Annotated in this window: 22 protein-coding genes; 18 read left to right on the forward strand and 4 right to left on the reverse strand. The window is 43.5% G+C overall.

Features of this window, described 5'->3' with window-relative positions:
• Positions 1-56 precede the first annotated feature (56 nt).
• The 6 genes from lepB to acpS all read left to right on the forward strand — a co-directional run bounded on the left by lepB (position 57) and on the right by acpS (position 4,920).
• A complete protein-coding gene (gene lepB, locus ACVBJC_RS08380; RefSeq protein ID WP_447160415.1) occupies positions 57-974 on the forward strand; it encodes a signal peptidase I in 918 nt (305 codons plus the stop codon).
• Between the two features lies 1 nt (position 975).
• Complete coding sequence (rnc, locus tag ACVBJC_RS08385; RefSeq protein ID WP_447160416.1) at positions 976-1,653, forward strand: ribonuclease III; 678 nt, start codon at positions 976-978, stop codon at positions 1,651-1,653.
• Positions 1,650-2,642: a GTPase Era gene (era, locus tag ACVBJC_RS08390; protein WP_447160417.1), complete on the forward strand. Its 993-nt coding sequence runs from the start codon at positions 1,650-1,652 to the stop codon at positions 2,640-2,642. The genes rnc and era overlap by 4 nt, the downstream gene beginning before the upstream one ends.
• A gap of 218 nt (positions 2,643-2,860) precedes the next feature.
• Positions 2,861-3,550 carry a DNA repair protein RecO gene (gene recO, locus ACVBJC_RS08395; protein ID WP_447160418.1) on the forward strand — a complete coding sequence of 230 codons (690 nt, stop codon included), beginning with the start codon at positions 2,861-2,863 and terminating at the stop codon, positions 3,548-3,550.
• Between the two features lie 125 nt (positions 3,551-3,675).
• Complete coding sequence (gene pdxJ, locus ACVBJC_RS08400) at positions 3,676-4,413, forward strand: pyridoxine 5'-phosphate synthase (protein WP_447160419.1); 738 nt, start codon at positions 3,676-3,678, stop codon at positions 4,411-4,413.
• Between the two features lie 111 nt (positions 4,414-4,524).
• Positions 4,525-4,920 carry a holo-ACP synthase gene (gene acpS, locus ACVBJC_RS08405; RefSeq protein WP_447160420.1) on the forward strand — a complete coding sequence of 132 codons (396 nt, stop codon included), beginning with the start codon at positions 4,525-4,527 and terminating at the stop codon, positions 4,918-4,920.
• On the opposite strand, the gene ACVBJC_RS08410 is transcribed toward acpS, so the two are convergent.
• Together ACVBJC_RS08410 and ACVBJC_RS08415 are read right to left on the reverse strand one after the other, a co-directional pair.
• Positions 4,887-5,393 (reverse strand): GNAT family N-acetyltransferase, encoded by a 507-nt coding sequence (locus tag ACVBJC_RS08410; protein WP_447160421.1) that lies wholly within the window; start codon positions 5,391-5,393, stop codon positions 4,887-4,889. The two genes, acpS and ACVBJC_RS08410, sit on opposite strands and share 34 nt — an antisense overlap.
• Before the next feature lie 153 nt (positions 5,394-5,546).
• Complete coding sequence (locus tag ACVBJC_RS08415) at positions 5,547-6,488, reverse strand: Dyp-type peroxidase (protein ID WP_447160422.1); 942 nt, start codon at positions 6,486-6,488, stop codon at positions 5,547-5,549.
• Positions 6,489-6,897: 409 nt separating this feature from the next.
• On the opposite strand from ACVBJC_RS08415, the gene ACVBJC_RS08420 reads away from it, so the two are divergent.
• Together ACVBJC_RS08420 and ACVBJC_RS08425 are read left to right on the forward strand one after the other, a co-directional pair.
• On the forward strand, positions 6,898-7,908 hold the full coding sequence (locus ACVBJC_RS08420; protein WP_447160423.1) for a toxin-antitoxin system YwqK family antitoxin: 1,011 nt from the start codon (positions 6,898-6,900) through the stop codon (positions 7,906-7,908).
• A 293-nt stretch (positions 7,909-8,201) separates the two neighbouring features.
• On the forward strand, positions 8,202-8,741 hold the full coding sequence (locus ACVBJC_RS08425) for an Mpo1 family 2-hydroxy fatty acid dioxygenase (RefSeq protein WP_447160424.1): 540 nt from the start codon (positions 8,202-8,204) through the stop codon (positions 8,739-8,741).
• A 77-nt stretch (positions 8,742-8,818) separates the two neighbouring features.
• Here the strand turns inward: ACVBJC_RS08425 and ACVBJC_RS08430 are convergent, their stop codons facing one another.
• Together ACVBJC_RS08430 and ACVBJC_RS08435 are read right to left on the reverse strand one after the other, a co-directional pair.
• Positions 8,819-10,099, reverse strand: coding sequence for an HlyC/CorC family transporter (locus tag ACVBJC_RS08430; protein ID WP_447160425.1), 1,281 nt, complete (start codon positions 10,097-10,099; stop codon positions 8,819-8,821).
• 146 nt (positions 10,100-10,245) lie between these two features.
• The gene (locus ACVBJC_RS08435) at positions 10,246-11,034 is read right to left on the reverse strand and encodes a cytochrome C assembly family protein (RefSeq protein WP_447160426.1); all 789 of its coding nucleotides are present in this window, start codon (positions 11,032-11,034) and stop codon (positions 10,246-10,248) included.
• Positions 11,035-11,431: 397 nt separating this feature from the next.
• Between ACVBJC_RS08435 and ffh the strand changes: the two genes are divergently transcribed.
• From ffh to ACVBJC_RS08485, 10 genes are all read left to right on the forward strand, one after another.
• Complete coding sequence (gene ffh, locus ACVBJC_RS08440; protein WP_447160427.1) at positions 11,432-12,805, forward strand: signal recognition particle protein; 1,374 nt, start codon at positions 11,432-11,434, stop codon at positions 12,803-12,805.
• 217 nt (positions 12,806-13,022) lie between these two features.
• Positions 13,023-13,274, forward strand: coding sequence for a 30S ribosomal protein S16 (rpsP, locus tag ACVBJC_RS08445; protein ID WP_012154307.1), 252 nt, complete (start codon positions 13,023-13,025; stop codon positions 13,272-13,274).
• A gap of 20 nt (positions 13,275-13,294) precedes the next feature.
• Positions 13,295-13,825, forward strand: a complete 531-nt coding sequence (gene rimM, locus ACVBJC_RS08450) for a ribosome maturation factor RimM (RefSeq protein WP_447160428.1) — start codon at positions 13,295-13,297, stop codon at positions 13,823-13,825.
• A 15-nt stretch (positions 13,826-13,840) separates the two neighbouring features.
• Complete coding sequence (gene trmD, locus ACVBJC_RS08455) at positions 13,841-14,587, forward strand: tRNA (guanosine(37)-N1)-methyltransferase TrmD (protein WP_447160429.1); 747 nt, start codon at positions 13,841-13,843, stop codon at positions 14,585-14,587.
• A 36-nt stretch (positions 14,588-14,623) separates the two neighbouring features.
• Entirely contained in the window at positions 14,624-14,977 is a 354-nt protein-coding gene (gene rplS, locus ACVBJC_RS08460; RefSeq protein ID WP_012276214.1) for a 50S ribosomal protein L19, read from the forward strand.
• Positions 14,978-15,331: 354 nt separating this feature from the next.
• Positions 15,332-16,423: a 3-deoxy-7-phosphoheptulonate synthase gene (locus ACVBJC_RS08465; RefSeq protein ID WP_447160430.1), complete on the forward strand. Its 1,092-nt coding sequence runs from the start codon at positions 15,332-15,334 to the stop codon at positions 16,421-16,423.
• A gap of 14 nt (positions 16,424-16,437) precedes the next feature.
• The gene (gene tyrA, locus ACVBJC_RS08470; protein ID WP_447160431.1) at positions 16,438-17,577 is read left to right on the forward strand and encodes a bifunctional chorismate mutase/prephenate dehydrogenase; all 1,140 of its coding nucleotides are present in this window, start codon (positions 16,438-16,440) and stop codon (positions 17,575-17,577) included.
• Between the two features lie 371 nt (positions 17,578-17,948).
• A complete protein-coding gene (gene hcp / locus ACVBJC_RS08475; RefSeq protein ID WP_447160432.1) occupies positions 17,949-19,613 on the forward strand; it encodes a hydroxylamine reductase in 1,665 nt (554 codons plus the stop codon).
• Positions 19,614-19,718: 105 nt separating this feature from the next.
• Positions 19,719-20,822, forward strand: coding sequence for an FAD-binding oxidoreductase (locus tag ACVBJC_RS08480; protein WP_447160433.1), 1,104 nt, complete (start codon positions 19,719-19,721; stop codon positions 20,820-20,822).
• Positions 20,823-20,968: 146 nt separating this feature from the next.
• A complete protein-coding gene (locus tag ACVBJC_RS08485) occupies positions 20,969-21,307 on the forward strand; it encodes a hypothetical protein (protein WP_447160434.1) in 339 nt (112 codons plus the stop codon).
• The last annotated feature ends 30 nt before the right edge of the window (positions 21,308-21,337 follow it).

The raw sequence follows: 21,337 nt of genomic DNA on the forward strand, positions 1-21,337 counted from the left end.
ATGACAATGGCATTTTTGCCATAAAACTGACTATGTTCGGCAGGAGTTAATTAATAATGGCAGCCTATTTTTCTCTTATATTGGTGTTAGTGACATTAAGCAGTGGCTTAGTGTGGATGGCTGATGCCCTATTTTTTGCGCCTAAGCGCCGTGAAAAGTTGGCAATGGCTCAAGCTGCACAAGCTGACTTGAGTGAAGAAAGTGTTGATAAGATCATGCGCGAATCTGCACTAGTTGAAACATCGAAGTCTATCTTCCCTGTTATCGCGTTTGTATTGATCTTACGCTCTTTTATATACGAACCCTTTCAGATCCCATCGGGCTCTATGATGCCAACTCTACTGGTTGGTGATTTTATCTTGGTTGAGAAGTTTAGTTACGGGATTAAAGATCCTGTATGGCGTACAACGCTAAAAGAAACTGGCAAGCCTGAGCGCGGTGATGTTGCAGTATTTAAATATCCGGTGAATCCACAAATCGATTACATCAAACGTATTATCGGTTTGCCGGGGGACCGTATCATTTACAGAAATAAAGAGCTTTATATCCAGCCAGCGTGTGCAGAGGGGCAAAGTCCTTGTCCTGAGCTTAAGATGGTTGATAGAGCCTTGGTAAATCGTGGCGAGTTTTCTCAAAATGGTACACCGTTAATTCGTTACAAAGAGCAGTTGGGTGATATTAGTCATGACATTCTTATCAACCCATCTATACCCGATAGAATTAGCCATTACTTCCGTCAGCAAAACGTGCCATTAACAGAGTTTGTGGTGCCAGAAGGCCAATACTTTGTAATGGGTGATAACCGCGACAATAGTACGGATAGCCGTTTTTGGGGCTTTGTTCCTGAACAGAACTTAGTGGGTAAAGCTGTCGCTATTTGGATAAGCTTTGAATTTGACAGAGCACCAGCGGACTTTTTGCCGACCTGGATCCCAACTGGGGTTCGCTTTAACCGTGTAGGCGGAATTGAGTAATATGGAACCGATTAAAAATATTCCACGTTTGTGCCGTACCTTAGGGTATGAGTTCAACGAAAAAGCATTATTAGACCAGGCGTTAACGCATCGTAGTGCGTCTAATAAGCATAACGAGAGATTAGAGTTCTTAGGGGACTCAATTCTTTCAATCGTCATTTCTGATGCTTTATATCATCAATTTCCAACAGCGACAGAGGGCGACTTAAGCCGTATGCGTGCCACACTGGTTTGCGGTAAGATGCTGGCCGAAATTGCGATTGAGTTTAAGCTTGGCGATTACCTCAAGCTTGGACCTGGTGAGCTTAAAAGTGGCGGATTTAGACGTGAGTCTATTCTTGCTGATGCGGTGGAGGCCATTATTGGCGCGATTTATCTTGATTCAGAAATTGAGAAGTGTCGCTCATTAGTGCTTAAGTGGTATGAATCACGTTTAATGGTGATTGAGCCTGTAAACCAAAAAGATCCCAAAACTTTGTTGCAAGAGCATTTGCAGAAGTTTAGAAAACCACTACCAATTTATAAAGTGGTCCATACTGAAGGTGATGCTCATGAGCAGACTTTCACCGTTGAATGTATTGTTGAAGACTTGAGCCAAGTTGCTGTTGGAGTAGCCAGTTCACGCAGAAAAGCCGAACAAAGTGCTGCTGCTCAAGTGTTGGAGTTAATGAAGAAATGAGTGACAACAAAGATTTACCTGAAAGCCACGAGCCAAGCTTAGACGAATTACTGGCTAATATGAACAATCCGTCATCAGCAGTTAAGTATGCTGTGACTTATTGTGGCATGGTCGCTATCGTTGGTCGTCCAAACGTGGGTAAGTCAACGCTACTCAACAAGTTGTTGGGCCAGAAGATCAGTATTACCTCTAAGAAGCCACAAACAACTCGTCACCGTATCATGGGTATTCATACCGATGGTCCGCGTCAGGTGGTGTTTATTGATACGCCGGGTCTTCATATGGAAGAGAAGCGTGCGATTAACCGTTTGATGAACCGCGCTGCGGCAAGTTCACTGGCAGAAGTCGCTCTAGTGGTATTTGTTGTTGACGGTATGAACTGGACGCCAGATGATGAAATGGTGCTGCGTAAGCTTCAGAGCCGTGATGATGGCCGTAAAACGATTCTAGCAATCAACAAAGTCGATAATATTAAAGATAAAGAAGCGTTATTCCCATATCTTGAAGAATTATCGAAGAAGTTTCCTTTTGATGAGATCTTGCCGATCTCTGCAACGCAGGGCACTAACGTACAGCGTATTCTCGATATGTCTGTGGCATCACTGCCAGAATCGGCACATTACTTCCCTGAAGATTATGTGACTGACCGTTCGCAAAAGTTTATGGCATCTGAAATTGTTCGTGAGAAGTTAATGCGCTTCTTAGGTGATGAGCTGCCATATGATTGTACGGTAGAAATCGAGCAGTTTAAGATGATGGAAAACGGTGTCTATCAGATTAATGCCTTGGTACTTGTTGAGCGTGAAACGCAAAAGCGCATGGTCATCGGTAACAAAGGTGAGCGTATCAAGAAGATCAGCTCTGCAGCACGTGTTGATATGGAAGTCTTGTTCGATAACAAGGTTTTCTTAGAGATGTGGGTGAAAGTCAAATCTGGTTGGGCTGATGACGAGCGTGCACTGCGTAGCTTAGGTTACGGCGACGAGTAAAGCGTAAGTTTACGATCGGGGCTGAATTTTCAGTCTTTATATCGATACTTAGATTTGAGAAAGTGCCTCTTTTTAGCAATAAGAAGAGGCATTTTTATATTCTGCTCTGTCAGTTTAATCGCGCAGCTTTCTAGTTAACTAGTTTTGGTCACGACAAGGTTTGGCTTTATGATGTTAGTAACTGTCTTGGTTTATTCACTTATTGGAATGAGATAATCATGGAGCGTGGCTACGTTCTTCACAGCAGACATTTTCGTGACTCCAGCGTCATCGTTAACTTACTGGTTGACGGTAAAGGCCGTGTCGATGCTGTGGCGCGACTCGGTAGTGCTAAGAACTCGATTCGCAGTATTTTGCAGCCTTTTCAACCGTTGATTTTTCAGTTACAAGGAAAGTCAGAACTTAAGAACTTAAAGCAAGTAGAAGCTGCAAGCCCGGCTGTGCCACTAACGGGTGATTGTCTATATTCGGGGCTGTATCTAAATGAACTACTGATCCGTTGCTTAAGCGGGCAGCATAACGCTGAGAACTTGTTTTATGATTACCATCGCACCTTAATCGGTATGGCGACTCGATTTGATCAAAGTTTGCTTCGGTATTTCGAACATGCACTCTTAAAAGAACTCGGCACTATGCCATCACTGGATTTCGATCCCAGTGATGCGCCAATCACTGCCAGTGGCTTTTATCGATTAGAGCAGGCGCATGGTTTTACACCTGTGATTGCCACAGCGTTTAATCAGCATAAGTTTTTTACCGGTGAAATGTTAGTGGCGTTAAATCAGCAGACATTAACGGCTGAGCACTATGGCGAGGCAAAAAAATTGATGCGGCAGTTGCTCGCGCCAATACTTGGCGATAAACCACTGTACTCGAGAAGCTTGTTTATTAAGCAAGACAAGACTTAGAATAAGATTAGACTGAGAACAAGATAAGATAAATTCAATACCGTTCTTACCCATGGACTGGCTAAACCGTCACCCTATTAGTACAATATCTGCTTTCATTTCAGCTTATTATTTAAGGAACAATCATGGGCCGGATCTTATTGGGCGTTAACATCGATCATATTGCGACTTTACGTCAAGCACGCGGTACAAACTATCCAGATCCAGTTCATGCAGCAGCCGTCGCTGAACATGCTGGCGCAGAAGGTATCACTATTCACCTGCGTGAAGATCGTCGTCATATCATCGACCGCGATGTTTATACATTGGCGAAAACCTTAAAGACGCGTATGAATTTTGAGATGGCGGTGACACAAGAGATGCTCGATATCGCCTGCGATATTAAGCCTGCTTATGTGTGTTTAGTACCGGAAAAACGTGAAGAGTTAACTACCGAAGGCGGGCTTGATGTTGCAGGGCAGCAAGATAAAATTGCAGCTGCGGTAGCGCGACTGACTCAAGAGGGGATTAAAGTATCTTTGTTTATTGATGCTGATAAAACTCAAATTGATGCCGCTGTTACGGTAGGCGCACCTGTGATTGAAATTCACACCGGTTGTTACGCCGATGCCAAAAACGATATAGAGCAAGCGGCTGAGCTACAACGTATTACCGAAATGGCGACGTATGCTCATGGAAAGGGCTTGGTTGTTAATGCTGGCCACGGCTTACATTATCATAATGTAAAAGCGATTGCGGCAATCCCTGAGCTCTACGAACTAAATATTGGTCACGCGATTATTGCTCGTGCAGCCATTGATGGTTTAGCTACAGCCGTACGTGATATGAAGCAACTTATGCTTGAAGGACGTCGCGGCGAATAAGCAGCAGTCCAATACTGTTTATTAAAGCCGAGACATGCGTTCTCGGCTTTTGTTTATTCAGAAGCGCTATTCGCTCTGAAAAGATTGGCTCCGTTTAAATAGGTAAAGGTTATGATTGTAGGTTTAGGCACTGATATTGTGGAGATTGCTCGGATTGAGGAGCGTATTCCTGCTGCTGGCGATGCCGCGTTATTAACTTGTCGTTTGGCCAAGCGAGTGTTAACGGAAGCCGAGTTTACGCTCTTTATTGCATCATCCCATCCTGGGCGATATCTGGCTAAGCGTTTTGCCGCTAAAGAAGCTGCAGCTAAGGCGCTTGGCACCGGCATTGGCCGCGGGGTGTCGTTTCAGCATATTGAGATCAGCAATAATGAAAATGGCGCACCACTTATCGCTTTTAGTGACGGAGCTGCACAAAGGTTAGCTTTATTGGGTGGCAAGCATGCACACATCTCTATCGCTGATGAGGTGCACTATGCTACTGCCACGGTGATCTTAGAATCTTGATCTTGAGTTTGTAATGAATTTAGAAGCATTACATGCTCACCATTGATGTCCTGCTCGCCGGTAAACTCGAAACCTAGCTTACGATATAAAGCGATAGCCCCATGGTTATTAGGGTAAACGCTTAAGAAAATTTGCTGGCATTGAAAGTGGCTAAATAGAAACGCTAACAGCAATTGAGCAAAGGCTTCGCCTAAACCTCGACCTTGGTAGTCTTGAGCGATTAGAAATCGATCGAACCAGACTCGCTGCATTTTGGACTCATGAAACAAGCCATACATAGCAAATCCTACCACTTGTTGATCACAACAGAGCGCAACGGGAGTATAACGAGAGTCTTCTTTAGCCTCTTGTAGGCAGTGAGGAATGGACTCTATAAACCCCAATTGATTGCTTTTGAGTTGTAGTGTAAGTAATACTGGCAGGTTGTCACTGCTGATAGGCTTAATAGTCAGTAAAGGTGAGGAGAAGTTCATCTTTCTCAATCAATAAATTGCTAAAGGAAAAGTTTGGGCGCGGATAGTAACGCTTTTATTGATTAAGACTCAAGCGGCTTGTTTAAAAACGGTGATAAAAAGAATCAACTCACCCTAACGTTCAACGTAACGTCAGGGTGAGTAGTGAAGTATTTATTCGTCGTCAAATTGATCTAAAAAAGCCTTAGATGGCATAAAGAATAAACACCCTGTTTTGGCTTCTACAAAGTCGAGTAGGCGGTCATAGTGGCCATTCTCGTCGGCATGGATCATCTGGCTTAGAGAGGTTTCAATAATAGACGGTGTGGCGGCAAAGCCAACAAACATAGTACCGTGCTCCATCGCATTGCCGTATGGACGGTTTTGTCTAAGCATTTTAATTTCTTCACCATCAATCTCAACTTTACTCTTAGCATTATGCGCCCAAGCAGGTTTTGCTTCATCACTTAGCTCAACGTTATCCATCTTGGTACGGCCAACAACCTGTTCTTGGTATTCTGTTGACTGCTTATCCCAATCTGCTTGGCGGTCAATATAGCGCTGTACGTGCAAGTAACTGCCGCCTTGGTGCAATGCAATGTCAGCAGCAACTAATACTGACTCTACGCGCTCATTACCCGTAGGGTTTTCTGTGCCATCAACAAAGTCAATCATGTCGCGATTATCTAGATACTTATAACCTTGAATATCTTCGCTCAGTGTTGCAATGTCCTCAAAACCATTGCGGATGTATTTCGCTGCCTGAAAGTTCAAGTCGATTCGCTCTGACTTAATCATCACAAAAATATCACCATAGGTTGAGGGGAACTGCCGTTCGCCGTTACTCATGGCTGGAAACTGATGTAGCTCTGCAGGCATAGGTTGATCTGGAAATAGTTGTGGCCAAGCATTTGCGGAAAAACCAATGGATATGTTTAACCCTGCAGTTAAGTCTTTTTGATTAATCGACTTCTCAATGCCATTTATCGCAGCGATACCATCGCCTATTTGCTTTGCAAGGTCTGAGTGATCTTTTAGGCAGAAAGTGAGGTATTCCACATGAGATGTTGGATTAGATAAAACGCCTGATTGTGCGAGTGAACAGAGCTGTGTCATTGAGTTTTCCTCATCAGATATGGTTTGCTGTGATGGTTCTATAATAAGATAGTTCCATAATAAAGAGTGTAGCGGAACTGATTGGAGTACTTAAAAACTATACGCTTTTAATTGTGGAAGTGAAATTAACTAGCGTTAATCATTGCCTTGGAGCGGCCTGAGGATGGGTGTTTTGGCTAACTTTGACAGAATATAGTGATTTGAGTTGCGAAACTGCCAATAAAGTCAGCGTAATTGCCAAGGCAGTTTGAGAACCCAGTTAACTCTGTGTATTGTGCAGCTGTTTAAGTTGATGTTTTATCAACGTGTTTTATTTTGTGTATTAGGCTTGCCAGCCAAATACCTCTAACCACATTGAGTAATGATTATGCTGTATACCCAAAGATTAAAGCGAATAACGTCCCTATTAATGCTGCTGATAAGTGTGTGGTTACTATCGGCATGCGGCAATGATATACAGCTTCCGGTTAGTGAGGACGATTTAGAGCAAACTCGCTGCAGCGCGCAATATCAAAGTGATTGCCCTGAGTCTTATCGAGGCAAGCTGTTTACTGGCATAGCGACCAATTATGCTTATGGCAATGCGTTTTATAGAGTGACTCAGTATCAAGATGGACTCGAGCACGGCTATAGCTTCTCGACGCTCAATAATCAACTGACTGAAACCGCTTGGTATAAGGCAGGTAAGTTAGATGGAAAACAGATTAGTTACCACTTTTCGACTACAGGAAAGCCGCAATGGGTGAGGTTTTACCAAGCAGGCGTAAAAACGGAGCACTGGCTTTATAATGAGCAGGGCGTAATCCTCAGCTATAAGCGATTTGAAGGCGACAAAGAAGTCGAGAGTATCAGTTATGAAAAAGGCCGAGAATGGCGCCTGTATTATTTTGTTGATGGTGAAAAGCGCCAGCGTCACAAGGACTATTATGCAAGCGGCGACCTTGAGAGTAATAGTGAATTCATTTATGCAGATTATAAAAAACTTAATGAGAAAACTTACTATAGTAGTGGCCGTTTAAGAAGTAAATTTAACTACGACAGAGCAAGTAACAGCGGGATATTAGAAACCTATGGCTCAGATGGCAAGCGGCGCTCAGAGGAGCATTATGGTTATAACCCGTTAAGTACTCGCCATGGGGTGCAGTTAACCTTTTGTGGTGAAAATGGTCGGGTTGATTCTCGCGAGCATTACAATATGGGCGTAGAAGATGGCGAGTTTGCTAAATATCACTGTAATGGTCAGTTAATATTCAAGCGTACCTATGTCAACGGTGTGGTGACAGATAAACAGATTAAAATCTATGATGAGAATGGCCTGGCGGTGGTGATTAAAAAGCTTGATGGCAAAGGTAAGGTCACACAGGAAAGCTACTATGATGATGACTCTGCTAAATGGGTGACCTATTCAACGACGGACTAGCTGCTAGATGAACTCTATCCTCTGCTGAGGGCGGCGACTTAGCATAAGCTGCTTTATTGGAGAGTCAGCCAACCATAAAAAGCTCTTTTGAACTTTTACGCTATTAAAATGTGACAAGATCCATTAGGTTAATATTTAGTTAAATTTGGTGGCGGTTAACGGGACTGAGCCTGAGAAGAGGTTATCGCGATATTTGCGAGACTCGTAACAAGTTGAACCAAATACAATCGTTACGTTAGAAACTAAGGTTCAGCCAAGTTTTTATACTGGCAAGCCTATATGGAGAAGAACAGATGAAATCCGCCGAAGAGCAGTTATCGACCTATAAGAGTGTGCATTTAAACCCGAAAAACATTAAGACCCACTTTATTGGGATCCCACTGATTATCTGGTCATTGTTTTTATTACTCAATTTGATCCCGCTAAACTTTGCGGTGTTTAATGACCCGGTGATCAGCTTTAATGTTGCGACTATTTTTGCTGTTGGGGTACTCATCTATTACGTGTTTTTGCACTTTAGGTTAGCGATTGGCTTAGCCCTGTTTATTATTCCAGTGCTTTACACTTCAAGTCTGGTGGCGCAAATGCCTGGTGCATTATGGATTGCTGTTGCTGTATTTTTTGTTGGTTGGGTCATTCAGTTTATTGGCCACCACTATGAAAAAGCCAAGCCTGCATTTGTAGATGATCTTAATCAATTGCTCATTGGACCTTTTTTCTTAATGGCAGAGATTTATTTTATGCTGGGTATGGAAAAGAGCTTGTTAGCAGAGATTACGCCTATGGCCAGAGATAAGCGTAGAGCGATAGAAACAGCTAAAAAAACGACTTAATTAACTTGTTTGATTGAGTCGCTCACCCATAAAAAAGGCGCTAACAGCGCCTTTTTTATGTCAATCTGGATAAACGATTATTTATCTTTTTTAGGTGACTGATAATGCTGCGGCAACACTCTGACTGTTTTTATCATGTTGTCTGCAACATCAATGACCTCTAGCGGGTAACCGTACAAACGCATTGATGTGTTTGGTTCAGGGATCTCTTCGAGATATTCAAGGACTAGGCCGTTAATGGTTTTAGGTCCATCAATCGGAAAGTGCCAAGCCATCTCTTTGTTTAAGTCGCGGATGTTGATACTCGCTTCAATCAGATAACTACCATCTTGTTGTTGGGTGATATCCTCACTCGCAGTGGTCACCATTGAGGTGGTAAAGTCTCCTACAATCTCTTCTAAAATATCTTCCAATGTCACTAAGCCCTGAATATCGCCGTATTCGTCGACCACAAGGCCAATACGTTCTTTATTGTGCTGAAAATTAGACAATTGCACGTTAAGAGGTGTGGCTTCAGGAATGAAATACAGCTCCTTTACTGCTCGAAGTAATGATGATTTACTAAATTGTCCCTTAGATTGCAGACGAAGTGCATCGCGTAAATGCACAAAACCAACGGCATCATCAACGGTGTCTCGATAGAGTAAAACACGGGTGTGCGGGCTTTGAATAACTTGTTTGTTAATGCTCTTAAAATCATCATTAATGTTGATAGCGTATAAGTCTGAACGCGGGATCATGATGTCATCTACAGTGACGTTTTCTAGATCCATAATCGACAATAACATCTCTTGGTGACGCCGAGGGATTAAGGCGCCCGCCTCATTCACAACTGTACGCAGTTCTTCTTGGCTCAAAGCATCATCGGCTTTAACAGATCGGATCCCGAGTAAACGTAAGAAGCTTGAGGTAATGAAATTTACAACTTTAACGAAGGGCGACAATATGACTAATAGCACGCGAAGGATATAGCTAGAGGGGAATGCGATACGTTCAGGGTGAAGAGCCGCAACGGTTTTTGGGGTGACTTCAGCAAAGACTAACACGACTAACGTTAATACACCTGTGGCAATGGCGACCCCCATGTCACCAAATAAGCGCATACCAATAATGGTTGCGATGGCTGAGGCCAAAATATTAACTAAGTTATTACCGATAAGAATTAAGCCAATGAGCCTATCAGGACGTTCAAGCATCTTTATGGCGCGAATGGCACCTTTATGACCACTGTTAGCCAGGTGGCGTAAGCGATAGCGATTGAGCGACATCATGGCGGTTTCTGAGCCTGAGAAATAGGCTGAGAGTAGAATCAAGACGAACAAAATAGATAAAAGTGCGCCAGTGGATATATCGTCCAAACTTTGGAGCTCCGCTGTTGTTTTAAAGATAGAGGCGAATAAACATTGAATAAAGTGCTATAAAAATTAGTAATTACAGAACTTTCAAAGTGGTGTCAAGTTTAGCCCATCATTTGAAGATGGGCTAAATGACGAAAGTGGTGGCATTAGCTGAGAATGAGTTCTTTTACAATACGAGCACCAAAGTAGGCCAGTGACAGCAAGACCGCACCAGTCAAAGTGTAAGCAACAGCGGTTCTAATGCGGCAACCTACCCAGTACTGCTGGGCTAACATGGCGATATACACACACCAAGCCATGATAGAAAGTACAGCCTTATGACCTTTACCTTCTTCAAACATGTCGTCGAGGAAGATAAAGCCTGTAGCAAGTGACAGACTTAATAAAATCACCCCTACAATCACTAAGTGATACAGCTGCTTCTCTACTGTCATTAGCGGTGGCATTGCCGAAGTCATTATTAATTTCTTACTCTTTAGGCGGTTTTGAATGATTGCCAGCTGAATCGCGTACAGGGCTGCAATCATCAGGGCACTGTAGGCCATAAGCGACAAGACAACATGCACTAAAACATCCGGGTGAACTTCAAAATGGATGATGTACTCAGGCGGTACTAGCCAAAGCAAGGCCACTGATATTACTGAACAGGCAAAGACAACCGGTAAAACAACAATGACTTTGAGTCTAAAAAGTAAAATGGTGAAACTGAACGTGATAATCCAGTTAACCATCGAAATCACGTTGGTTAAGCTAAAGTTTTGTCCATCACCTGTGATGATAGCTTGTGACAATGCCGCAGCATGAAACACCACGCCGAGCGCGGCAAAGACTGCAATTAATTTTCTGTTTGGTCCATCAACATGAAAAAGTCGGCTTGCGACGAGAACCAAAGCAATACTATAGAACAACATGGCTGTAGCTGAGAAAATGACCATCGAGTATTAACCTACTTTGTTTTTAAGGACCTAATGTTCTAACAATGCATTAAAAGTTGACCAAACGACTCGCATAGTAGCGTGATTCAAGCATGAGTTAAATCACTGAGTGAGCTAAATATAGCCTTGAGTCTAGCCATTAAAGTCGTTTCGACTTTATTCATTAAGTTAGCATGTAATATTATTGTGTAGAATAGCATGAGCGGAAGGGATTTGGGCAGTGACCTTGGTTGCAAAAATAGGTCGATTTTTTATCTTATTGACGATTTTTAGTGATTTTTTACGTTTCACTGCACTGAGTTGTAAAAGTAACTTGCGTCATTCTGTAGCATAATATCTGGGCATCGCTATAATACAGCCCCATCAATGTAAATTTTAAACGGTAAAGAACTGGATAATGTTTGAGAACTTAACTGACAGATTGTCACGGACTCTGAAAAATATCAGTGGCCGTGGTCGCTTAACGGAAGAAAACGTTAAGGAAACCTTACGCGAAGTCCGCATGGCACTTCTTGAGGCCGATGTTGCCTTGCCTGTGGTTCGTGAATTCGTAAATAGCGTTAAAGAACGCGCTGTTGGACAAGAGGTTTCAAAGAGTCTAAGTCCAGGCCAAGCCTTTATTAAGATCGTTCAAAGCGAACTTGAAAATGCGATGGGCGAAGCGAATGAAGCTTTAGACCTATCGGCTCAACCGCCTGCAGTGATCATGATGGCGGGTTTGCAAGGTGCGGGTAAAACCACCAGTGTTGCAAAGCTCTCTAAATTCTTGCGTGAACGCGAGAAGAAGTCTGTTCTCGTTGTGTCTGCCGACGTATACCGTCCAGCGGCGATTAAACAGCTAGAAACCTTAGCCGCTGAAGTTGAAGTTGAATTCTTCCCGTCAGATGTGAGCCAAAAGCCTGTTGATATCGCTAAGGCTGCAATTGCACACGCAAAGCTTAAGTTCATTGATGTGGTTATTGTCGATACTGCAGGTCGTTTGCACGTCGATGAAGCCATGATGGATGAAATTAAAGAGCTTCATGCTACGGTGAACCCGGTTGAGACATTGTTCGTGGTTGATGCCATGACGGGTCAAGATGCGGCAAACACAGCAAAAGCCTTTAATGAAGCGCTACCGTTAACCGGTGTGGTACTGACCAAAGTCGATGGTGATGCACGAGGCGGTGCAGCATTATCGATTCGCCACATTACGGGTAAACCAATTAAATTCTTAGGTGTGGGTGAAAAGACCGATGCGTTAGAAGCATTCCACCCAGATCGTGTCGCATCACGTATTCTAGGTATGGGCGACGTTCTTTCTCTTATTGAAGAGGTTGAGCGTGGTGTAGACCAAGAAAAGGCGATGAAGCTTGCAGCTAAAGTAAAAAAAGGCGGCAACTTTGATTTAGAAGATTTCCGCGAACAGCTGCAACAGATGAAGAACATGGGCGGCATGATGAACATGATTGAGAAGCTACCTGGTGTGGGGCAATTACCACCAGAAGCACTTGCTCAAGTTCAAGATGGCAAGATGACTGGGCAGATGGAAGCGATTATCAATTCTATGACGCCAGGTGAGCGCCAACGTCCCGATATTATCAAGGGTTCACGTAAGCGTAGAATCGCGCTGGGCAGCGGCACACAAATTCAAGATGTGAACCGCTTACTTAAGCAGTTTACTCAAATGCAGAAAATGATGAAGAAAATGTCAGCGAAAGGCGGCATGAAAAAAATGATGCGTGGCATGAGTGGTATGTTACCACCAGGCATGAAAATGCCAGGCCGCTAGGCATTTAGAATATTCTGCATAGCTAAATTTACAGACTAGAGTGAAACTTGCTCTGGTCTGTAAATCGTTTTAGGCGTAAAAAACGCCGATTACGGTTGCATTCGCCGGTCAGTCAGGTAAAATCTGCCGGCTTTCTATCTGGGGCTCTTCGCGAACACGGAGTTTCAGTTTTTATTTTTGCTTGATAAAAAGCAAATCATTAGAGGATACCAAACGCATGGTTACCATTCGTTTAGCTCGTGGCGGCGCAAAAAAGCGTCCATTTTATAACATCGTTGTAGCTGACAGCCGTAACGCCCGTGACGGTCGTTTCATCGAGCGCGTTGGCTTTTTTAACCCAGTAGCTCGTGGCCAAGAAGAAGCTCTACGCTTAGATCTTGACCGTGTTGAGCATTGGGTTGCTAACGGTGCTGCTACTACTGATCGTGTAGCAAAACTGATCAAAGACGCTCGTAAAGCAGCTGCTTAATAGCGTTAGGGTATAGATTGATGAGTAGTAAACAAGAACCCGTCATCCTTGGGAAATTAGGTTCCAGTTTTGGCATTAAAGGTTGGTTGAAGATCACTACCTATACCGACTCTGTTGAAGGTATCTTTGACTATTCTCCTTGGCTTATTAAAGAGCAAGGTGAATGGCGCGAGGTTAAAGTCGCCCAGTGGCGTTTTCAGGGTAAAGCGGTTGTCGCTTGTCTTGAAGGCGTAACAACACGGGATGAGGCTCAAGCGCTTACTAATTGTGAGATTGCTGTGCCTGCTGAGCAGATGCAAGATTTACCAGAAGATGAATTCTACTGGCGAGATCTGATCGGATGTGAAGTGACTAATACCAAAGGCTACAACATGGGTACCGTTCAGGAGATCGTGGAAACAGGATCGAATGACGTACTTCTAGTTAAAGCTAACGCAAAAGATGGCTTTGGCAAAGCGGAACGTATGATTCCCTTTGTTACTGACCAGTTCATCCAAAAGGTGGACCTGGCAGCAAAACAGATTTTAGTGGATTGGGATCCGGACTTCTAAGTCGAGGTACAACATATGTGGTTAGGGGTAGTAACCCTGTTTCCCGAGATGTTTCGTGCCGTAACAGACTTTGGTGTAACGGGTCGTGCAGTTAGCAAAGGGTTGCTAGAGTTGCAAACGTGGAATCCTCGAGATTTCACCCATGATAAACATAAAACAGTGGATGATCGCCCTTATGGTGGTGGCCCTGGAATGTTAATGATGGTGCAGCCTCTACGTGATGCCATCCATGCAGCAAAAGCTGCAGCTGGAAAAGAGGCAAAGGTGATCTACCTTTCTCCTCAAGGCCGTAAGCTGACACAGCAAGGCGTTGAAGAGTTAGCGCAATCATCCAGTTTGGTTTTAGTGTGTGGTCGATACGAAGGTGTCGATGAACGTATTATTCAAACTGAAGTGGACGAAGAGTGGTCGATAGGAGATTACGTGCTTTCGGGCGGTGAACTTCCAGCGATGACTTTGATTGATTCAGTATCTAGATTGGTTCCTGGCGTGCTAGGAAAACAAGCTTCCGCAGAGCAAGATTCTTTCTCTGATGGATTACTGGATTGCCCCCACTATACGCGTCCTGAAAGTTTGGATGGCCTGGATGTTCCAGCCGTATTGTTAAGTGGTAACCACGAACATATTAGACGCTGGCGTCTACAGCAAAGCCTAGGTAGGACTTTGTTGAGACGACCAGAATTACTTGAAAATCTAGCTCTGACTGGCGAACAAGAGAAGCTATTAGCTGAATTTGTTGACACCATCAAACAAGATGATTAGTCGAAGCGCAGTTATTACTAGTATGGAGTTTATTTAATGAATAACATCATCAAAATGCTCAACGAAGAGCAAATGAAAACCGACGTACCACAATTTGGTGCCGGTGATACAGTAGTTGTTAAAGTACGTGTTGTAGAAGGCGGTAAAGAGCGTCTACAGGCGTTCGAAGGCGTTGTAATCGCTAAGCGTAACCGCGGCGTTCACTCTGCATTCACAGTACGTAAAATCTCTAATGGTGAAGGTGTTGAGCGTGCGTTCCAGACTCACAGCCCAATCATCTCTAGCATCGAAGTTAAGCGTCGCGGCCGTGTTCGTCGTGCTAAGCTTTACTATCTACGTGATCGTTCAGGTAAGTCTGCACGTATCCGTGAGAAGCTTGCTACTAAGTAATTTAGTACTTGCTATAAAAAAGATGCAGTGTTCGCACGAGAAACCGCCTATATGGCGGTTTTTTGTTGCCTAAATTTATTGGGCATTTCAATTTCCTTCCTGAATCTTCATGTTATTGGTATTACTCTTCAGCCGTATTTACGAAAGCTAGATTAGAAATTTTCATTTATAGAAAATGTCGCTTGATCTCACCGCTTCATCTAGGCATAGTGTTCTTAAGGTGTAATGCTGTACCGTTACGGTGGTACTCGGTTCGGACGATAAAACCGAGCTTAAAATATAAGTTGAGACGTTCTTCAGTGACATAAAGACTGTTAGCGCAAAGCAGATAAGAGATAAAGGCAGGTGGTTATCATGCAACAAGACACAATTAATAATGTTCATATCAGTTCTGAGCAAGTTCTCGTGACTCCTGAGGAGTTAAAGCGCGATCTGCCTCTGTCTAAGCATGCTTATCAATATGTGCTAAATGCCCGAAAAACCGTGTCAGATATCGTACACAAACGTGATAATCGTGTGCTTGTGATCTCTGGTCCTTGCTCAATTCATGATATCGATGCCGCTAAAGAGTACGCTTTGAAGCTTAAGAAACTTCATAATGAGCTCGGCGAGCAGTTTTTTGTATTGATGCGTGTTTACTTTGAAAAACCGCGTACAACGGTTGGCTGGAAGGGCATGATTAATGACCCTGATATGAATGAATCATTTGATGTTGATAAAGGTCTAAGACAAGCAAGAGAGCTAATGATTTGGCTGGCTGAGCTTGAGTTACCTGTTGCGACCGAAGCCCTGGATCCTATCAGTCCGCAATACATGTCAGAACTCATTACCTGGTCTGCAATTGGCGCACGTACAACAGAATCTCAGACTCACCGAGAAATGGCCTCGGGTCTTTCTATGCCAGTTGGTTTTAAAAACGGCACTGACGGCAAGCTGGGCGTTGCGATAAATGCGCTAGAGTCAGCAGCGAGTGGGCACCGCTTCATGGGGATTAATCAACAAGGTCAGGTGGCACTACTACAAACTGCCGGTAATCCAGATGGACATGTTATTTTACGTGGCGGTAAAACCCCAAATTATGACGCAGCAAGTGTCGCTGAGTGCGAACAGCAGTTACATGCGGCAAAGCTTAATGCACGCTTGATTGTTGATTGCAGCCATGGGAATTCGTCGAAAGATCACAATAAACAAAAGCCTGTATGTGAAGATGTATTTAACCAAATTGCTGTAGGTAATCAATCTATTATTGGTGTTATGCTAGAAAGCCACCTAAATGCAGGTAAGCAAAGTAGTGACATACCGATGAATCAACTGGCTTACGGTGTATCGGTGACCGATGCTTGTATAGACTGGCAAACCACGGAAAACTTGTTACGAGATGGTGCTAGCTTATTAGCCCCAATATTACCGACTCGATTTGATATGCTGAAAGTAGCAAATGGCTGATGGAAGAAAGATTGATGAATGAGAAGACTACAGCAGAGCTTGAGAACCTGAGAGGTTTGATTGACGGTGTCGATCAGCAGTTACTGCATTTACTGAGAAAACGTTTAGATCTTGTTGCACAAGTTGGCGCGGTAAAACATGGTGCAGGTTTGCCAATTTACGCGCCGCAGCGTGAAGCTAATATGCTAGCGAAAAGACGTGCTGAAGCGAAAGCGATGAATGTCGCGCCACAACTCATTGAAGATATTTTACGTCGCCTTATGCGTGAGTCTTACCTTAATGAAAAGGACGTAGGCTTTAAGCAAATTAAGGCTGATTTGGGTCATGTGGTTATTGTGGGGGGGGAAGGTAAGTTAGGTGGGTTGTTCTCACAGATGTTAACGCTTTCTGGTTATCAGGTAAAAACGCTTGATAAAGATGATTGGATAAACAGCGAAAGCATCTTTGAGGGGGCAGGCTTGGTTATTGTCACCGTGCCGATAAACATTACCTGTGAATTAATTGCTGAGCAACTGACAAACTTACCTAAAGATTGCATCTTGGCCGATTTGACTTCCATCAAAGGAGCACCAGTGGAGGCGATGCTGGCGGCGCACTCTGGCCCCGTGCTTGGCTTACACCCTATGTTTGGTCCAGATGTAGGCAGCCTTGCAAAGCAAGTTGTCGTCGTGTGTCACGGCCGCGAGCAACAGGCTTATCAATGGTTGATAGAGCAGATTGAGATTTGGGGAGCTCGAATTGTTGAAGCTGAGCCAAGCAAACACGATAAAGCGATGCAATTGGTGCAAGCCATGCGACATTTTTCCTCTTTTGTATATGGCTTGAACCTTTACAAAGAGGAAGCAGATATTGAGTCATTGCTACAGTTTAGCTCGCCAATTTACCGCTTAGAGCTGGCTATGGTAGGACGCTTATTTGCCCAAAGCCCTGAGTTATATGCTGATATTATCTTCGCTCAAGAGGAAAGCCTTGTTGCGATCAGCGATTACTTAGATAACTACTCTCAGGCGTTATCTATTTTAAAGTCCGGCAATCGCGATGCGTTTGTGGCTCAGTTTGCAGAGGTGTCTCGCTGGTTTGGTGATTTTGCGCCGCAATTCCAACGTGAGAGTCGTGCGATGTTGCAATCAGTAAACGACATGAAGACTGGCTAATAACTGCTCGTAATCCTTAAATTGAAAAGGCGCTTAGGCGCCTTTTTTTGCTTTTGCTTTACTTACCTTTAATTGAATGACTGCGCATTTTTGGTCATGCTTATCACTACTTAAAAACTTCACTCTTGCGAATGCATCTTGAGATGACGTCGCTACCCTCGGCTCCTGCGCTTGCATTAATCACTGAAAATAAAGCTTTTTATTTTATATTCCTTCAGTACTTTAAGTGTTTATTAGTTAACACTTAAAGTGATCTCTTTCATAGTTTTAGCTTTTGTTGTTAGAAAACCCTTTTGCAATTCGTCAAGAAGCGTACACTAACATCAAAACATGCAGATGAGATGCATGATTAAAATATAGGAGTTAGTGTCGTGTTTTGTATTCAATGTGAGCAAACAATTAGAACACCTGCGGGTAATGGCTGTAGCTACACGCAAGGTATGTGCGGTAAGTCGTCTGATACCTCAGACTTACAAGATCTTCTTATCTATATTCTCCAAGGTGTGTCGTCATACGCGGCCCTTGCTCGTGAAGTCGGCATTATCGACCATGAGATTGATACCTTTGTGCCAAAGGCATTTTTCGCGACACTGACCAACGTTAACTTTGATGATGAGCGTATCATTGCTTATACCACCCAAGCTGAAACTTTCCGTAACCGTTTAAAGTCGGCATACGAAGCTAAGTGCGGTGAACTAAGCATTGAAGCCAAGCCAATGAATGCGCCTATGCAGTTGGTATTGGGCGCGACTAAGCCTGAAATGCTATCTCAAGCGCTTCAAGCTGTGCCTAACCGTGGTAAAGATGAAGTCCATGAAGATATTATGGGTTTACGTTTACTTTGCTTATACGGCCTTAAAGGCGCAGCAGCCTATATGGAGCATGCTCGCGTACTTGAGCAAACCAGCGATGAAGTGGCTGGCGAGTTCCACGAGATCATGGCTTTTCTTGGTGAAGACTCAGTTGATGCCGATAAGCTATTTAATACAGCAATGCAGATTGGTCAGCTTAACTACCGCGTAATGGCAATGCTCGATGAAGGGGAAACCCATGCCTTTGGTCACCCAGAGCCAACGCAAGTTAACACTAAATCTGTAAAGGGTAAGGCTATCTTAGTGTCTGGTCATGACATGAAAGATCTTGAGCTTATTCTTGAACAAACCCAAGGCAAAGGTATTAACGTTTACACCCACGGTGAGATGTTACCTGCACTGGCTTACCCTGAACTTAAAAAGTATCCACACTTAGTGGGCAATTACGGCAGTGCATGGCAGAATCAGCAAAAAGAATTTGCGACATTCCCTGGTGCAGTAGTAATGACATCAAACTGTATTATCGACCCAAATGTGGGTGATTACTCAAACCGTATCTTCACGCGTAGCATTGTAGGCTGGCCTGGTGTAACCCACATTGTTGGTGATGATTTCAGTGAAGTAATTGCTAAAGCTGAGTCTTTAGAAGGCTTTATCTATGATGAGATCCCCCATCTAATCACCATAGGTTTTGCTCGTAATGCGCTGATGGCTGCTGCACCCACCGTAATCGAGAATGTGAAGAGCGGTGCAATCAAGCATTTCTTCTTGGTCGGTGGATGTGACGGTGACAAGCAAGAGCGTGGTTACTTCACGGATATCGCGACTCAAGCGCCAGCGGATTCGATTATTCTGACATTAGGCTGTGGTAAATATAAGTTCAACAAACTTGAGTTTGGTGACATCAACGGTATTCCACGTCTATTGGATATTGGTCAGTGTAATGATGCTTACTCTGCGATTCAGCTTGCTATTGCACTGTCTGAAGCATTTGAGTGCGATATTAATGAATTGCCACTTACCTTAGTACTTTCATGGTTTGAACAAAAAGCCATTGTCGTGTTATTGACACTATTATCACTGGGTGTGAAGGACATCATGACAGGTCCTACGGCACCAGCATTCCTAACGCCTAACTTGGCCAAAGTGCTAGAAGAGAAGTTTGGTCTTCGTAACACCACAACTGTAGAAGCAGATCTAAATCGCATCCTTAATGTAGCGTAACTGCATCGATACGGGTGATAAGTAAGTTTAAAATGGTCACCAATGTGTGGCCATTTTTAGTTTAAGGGTTAACAACTTAGTTTGATAGGTAGGTATAGCGTGAATATGGCAATGAATAAGCAAACTTCTCATTTAGAATCTTTTTCGGCTCAGCAATGGCAGTCTGGGGAACATCAACTGGTGTGTGTGGAAAAATGGAATGAGACTCACGATGTTATCAGCTTTAGATTTCAAGCTGCCACTCCAGTTAAGTTTCATTTTAAGCCCGGTCAGTTTCTTACTTTATTGCTGGAAATTAATGGTGAGAAAATTGCTCGTAGCTATACCATAAGCTCGTCACCTTCACGTCCATATTCTATTGTACTAACCATTAAGCGTATTGCAGGTGGCAAGGTTTCAAACTACTTAGCCGATAACCTTGAAGTCGGTCATATGGTGCGAGCTCTCGGCCCCGATGGCGTATTTAATTTAGTTGATATTCAAGCGCAAAAGTATCTGTTTTTAAGTGCTGGCTGCGGTATCACGCCTATGTACTCCATGTCTCGTTGGTTAACCGATACCGAAGTTGGCCCAGATGTGAGCTTTCTTCATAGTGCAAAATCTAGTAACGATCTTATATTTGAAGCGTCTATTTCACAGATGGCTGAGCGCAGCGCCCGATTTAAGCTTAACTACATTTTAGAAGAGGTTAGTGAGCAAGCGAGTCCTTATATCGATAATCTGCCTGGGCGTCTAAATGTTGATAACTTAGCGAGATTAGTACCAGACTTTAAAACTCGTACTGTGTTTGTCTGTGGTCCAGAGCCTTATATGAATGCCGTTAAAGCATTACTAGAATCGTTAGACTTTGATATGACGCATTTCCACCAGGAAAGCTTTGGTAGCTTTAAAGGGGATAGCGCCGAACTGGCTGCAGTAAAAGCGCAAACTACAGCTATTAACGCAGAGACAAGCGGTTTTATGTTGATGATCGGTGATAAAAGCCGAACCTTGTCTGCAGAACAAACCGTATTGGACGGCATTGAAGCCGAAGGGTTACCTATTCTTGCTGCCTGTCGTTCAGGTGTTTGCGGTGCATGCAAGTGTAGGGTTGTTAAGGGAGAAACCGAGTCTACAAGCCAAATGGCATTGACACCTGATGAGGTCGCACAGGGCTTTGTGCTAGCATGTTCAACTAAATTAAAGTCAGATGTGACCTTAGAACTGTAAGTATATAAACCTAAGCGCTAAGTCAATGGCATGAAAATCTGAAATAAATCAGGCGTGAAAGTTGCGTAACTCATCATGAGAAAGTAAGGTTAATGATAGGTCGTGATGGAATTGCGCCTGTCTCTTATTTCTTTTTGGAGTGGCGTATGGCATCAACATTACATTCTCAATCACTAGCGCTGCAAGATAAAAATCTCGCACACTTCCTGTATGCGCTGATGGCATGCTTTCCGATAATGTTAGTGCCCACAGCCCTTAGTCTTGTTATTAATCTGTATCAGCCACAGCAAAATGCCAATAACATGCTGGCAATCCATTTACGTTGGCAGCGTTGGTCTATCCTCGGCCTATTTTTAGTCATGTTAACCGGGTATTTGTGTGCTCAGCCGTGGTTAAGTGCCACGCTCTATGTTGGCGGTGCGATATGGTTTAGCGGCAGAGTGATTAAAGGTTGGCTGAGCTTAATTGAAGGCCGCATAATCTAATCTCTGTTATTTCCCCCTCCCTTTTGCTTA

Source organism: Shewanella sp. 0m-6 (genome assembly GCF_052977325.1).

Excerpts from the sequence above, each read along its gene's own strand:
- ACVBJC_RS08410 (WP_447160421.1), bottom strand. The coding sequence starts at position 5,393 with ATGAACTTCTCCTCACCTTTACTGACTATTAAGCCTATCAGCAGTGAC.
- rplS (WP_012276214.1), top strand. The coding sequence starts at position 14,624 with ATGAATAACATCATCAAAATGCTCAACGAAGAGCAAATGAAAACCGAC.
- rimM (WP_447160428.1), top strand. The coding sequence starts at position 13,295 with ATGAGTAGTAAACAAGAACCCGTCATCCTTGGGAAATTAGGTTCCAGT.
- ACVBJC_RS08485 (WP_447160434.1), top strand. The coding sequence starts at position 20,969 with ATGGCATCAACATTACATTCTCAATCACTAGCGCTGCAAGATAAAAAT.
- ACVBJC_RS08420 (WP_447160423.1), top strand. The coding sequence starts at position 6,898 with ATGCTGCTGATAAGTGTGTGGTTACTATCGGCATGCGGCAATGATATA.
- ACVBJC_RS08465 (WP_447160430.1), top strand. The coding sequence starts at position 15,332 with ATGCAACAAGACACAATTAATAATGTTCATATCAGTTCTGAGCAAGTT.
- lepB (WP_447160415.1), top strand. The coding sequence starts at position 57 with ATGGCAGCCTATTTTTCTCTTATATTGGTGTTAGTGACATTAAGCAGT.
- era (WP_447160417.1), top strand. The coding sequence starts at position 1,650 with ATGAGTGACAACAAAGATTTACCTGAAAGCCACGAGCCAAGCTTAGAC.
- recO (WP_447160418.1), top strand. The coding sequence starts at position 2,861 with ATGGAGCGTGGCTACGTTCTTCACAGCAGACATTTTCGTGACTCCAGC.
- tyrA (WP_447160431.1), top strand. The coding sequence starts at position 16,438 with ATGAATGAGAAGACTACAGCAGAGCTTGAGAACCTGAGAGGTTTGATT.
- pdxJ (WP_447160419.1), top strand. The coding sequence starts at position 3,676 with ATGGGCCGGATCTTATTGGGCGTTAACATCGATCATATTGCGACTTTA.
- rpsP (WP_012154307.1), top strand. The coding sequence starts at position 13,023 with ATGGTTACCATTCGTTTAGCTCGTGGCGGCGCAAAAAAGCGTCCATTT.
- ACVBJC_RS08415 (WP_447160422.1), bottom strand. The coding sequence starts at position 6,488 with ATGACACAGCTCTGTTCACTCGCACAATCAGGCGTTTTATCTAATCCA.
- ACVBJC_RS08480 (WP_447160433.1), top strand. The coding sequence starts at position 19,719 with ATGGCAATGAATAAGCAAACTTCTCATTTAGAATCTTTTTCGGCTCAG.
- ffh (WP_447160427.1), top strand. The coding sequence starts at position 11,432 with ATGTTTGAGAACTTAACTGACAGATTGTCACGGACTCTGAAAAATATC.
- trmD (WP_447160429.1), top strand. The coding sequence starts at position 13,841 with ATGTGGTTAGGGGTAGTAACCCTGTTTCCCGAGATGTTTCGTGCCGTA.
- acpS (WP_447160420.1), top strand. The coding sequence starts at position 4,525 with ATGATTGTAGGTTTAGGCACTGATATTGTGGAGATTGCTCGGATTGAG.
- rnc (WP_447160416.1), top strand. The coding sequence starts at position 976 with ATGGAACCGATTAAAAATATTCCACGTTTGTGCCGTACCTTAGGGTAT.
- ACVBJC_RS08425 (WP_447160424.1), top strand. The coding sequence starts at position 8,202 with ATGAAATCCGCCGAAGAGCAGTTATCGACCTATAAGAGTGTGCATTTA.
- ACVBJC_RS08435 (WP_447160426.1), bottom strand. The coding sequence starts at position 11,034 with ATGGTCATTTTCTCAGCTACAGCCATGTTGTTCTATAGTATTGCTTTG.